This is a genomic window from Rossellomorea aquimaris (genome assembly GCF_001877785.1).
In the GTDB taxonomy this organism is placed as follows: Bacteria; Bacillota; Bacilli; order Bacillales; family Bacillaceae_B; genus Rossellomorea; species Rossellomorea aquimaris_A.
Window position 1 is genome coordinate 1 of sequence record NZ_MINN01000089.1, and the last position, 1,439, is coordinate 1,439.

A 1,439-nucleotide genomic window follows, 5' to 3' on the forward strand; every position below is an offset into this window, starting at 1 on the left:
CTTCTGTCTTTTGCTGTTGGGAGAGTTCATAAAATTGAGCCGTGTTCATCCCGACTGTAAGAATTCTCCGAGCACGATTTTGTGTACAGGAGTCGTGTAACGGACAGGCCTTGCACTGTTTTAACTCAAAGTAATATTTATATCCTTCCCTGATTCCATCCTTACGGTTGGATTTATAATATTTCTTCTCCACGGTTGTATTCCCTTGGCTGCACTGCCATTCATCTGAGTCCTTGTTATATGAATACTCACTTTCGTCCAATCGATACACGGTGGCACTTACCGGGATGTACGCCTTCGCTTTTACTTCCTCGATTTGATCTAATATGGATTTACGAAAGTAAGCCTTATCTCCATAAACCTCTTGGAGTTTTACTCCACTTTTCTTTGTCTCTTCAAATAAATCCTTGGCATAACTTCCATCAATATAAGCACCGTCACCAGTCCGCACAGAAGTTATAATCCGTTCATCGGTCGTCATGACAAACTCTGTTTTATACCCGTAGAAATCTTGAGTTTTACTTTTACGCCCGACTCGGGCTTCCCCATCAACCAAAGAGCGAACGCCCTTTTGATTCATGAACTTTGGATCTGCTAGAATATTTCTGGCATTTTGAATAATAGCCGCAGTGTGAACTTCCTTCGTAGATACTTTAGGTTCCACCTTGTCCAACACCGTCTCTAAGTAACCTTTCATCACGGCTTTCGCTTCTTTGTGATCAGAGATTTCTTTGTAATCTGGTGCTTCCGGCAGACCTTCTAGGTCTGTTCCAGATTCTTGTTCATATGTATGGACAATGGCTTTACCCAAGTGTTTCATAATCCGTTCGGGTGTCTTCTTTATGGTATTTGCCTCAATATGCGTGGCATCTATGCTTACACTATTGCCTTTAATAATCCCTTTATCTACACACTGCCGGACGATTTCTATGATGATTTCGTCAAGAGTAGACTCTCCTAACCGCTGCGTTCTGAACTTTGAAAGAAGACTCTTTTCAGGGAGCTGATCCTCAGGATTGAGACCTAGGAAATATAAATAAGCAAGATTCAGACTGGCCTCTCCCATGATGATGTCATCAGATAAATTATAGATATACTGTAAGAACAGGATTTTACACATCATTTCCGGCTCTTTTGCTGGTCTGCCAAAGTTTTTACAATAAGAGCTCTCTAGTAGACTATTAATAAAACTGAAATCTACCGCTTTCAAAACTTTTCTAAGTATATGTTTTTCAGGGATTTTATTGTATAATTCAGAATGAAAGCTATATTGTTTTGGCTCAGGTCGAAGCATAGAAAAGCCCCCTAGTATGGTTTGTGTTTGGTCGCACTAATTATACCATTAGGGGGCTTTTTGATTTTGAAAAACCGAAGGTTCTTAAAAATAATTCACATGACAGTTAAAAATCAGACTTTTTCATCGGTCTCGAACCGTCCCC

General features: G+C 40.1%; 1 protein-coding gene. It reads right to left on the reverse strand.

Annotated elements, in window-relative coordinates; translation table 11 throughout:
• Positions 1-1,294, reverse strand: a 1,294-nt coding sequence (locus BHE18_RS12470) for an IS1182 family transposase (RefSeq protein ID WP_071618906.1), incomplete at its 3' end; no start/stop codon positions are given.
• Between the last annotated feature and the right edge of the window lie 145 nt (positions 1,295-1,439).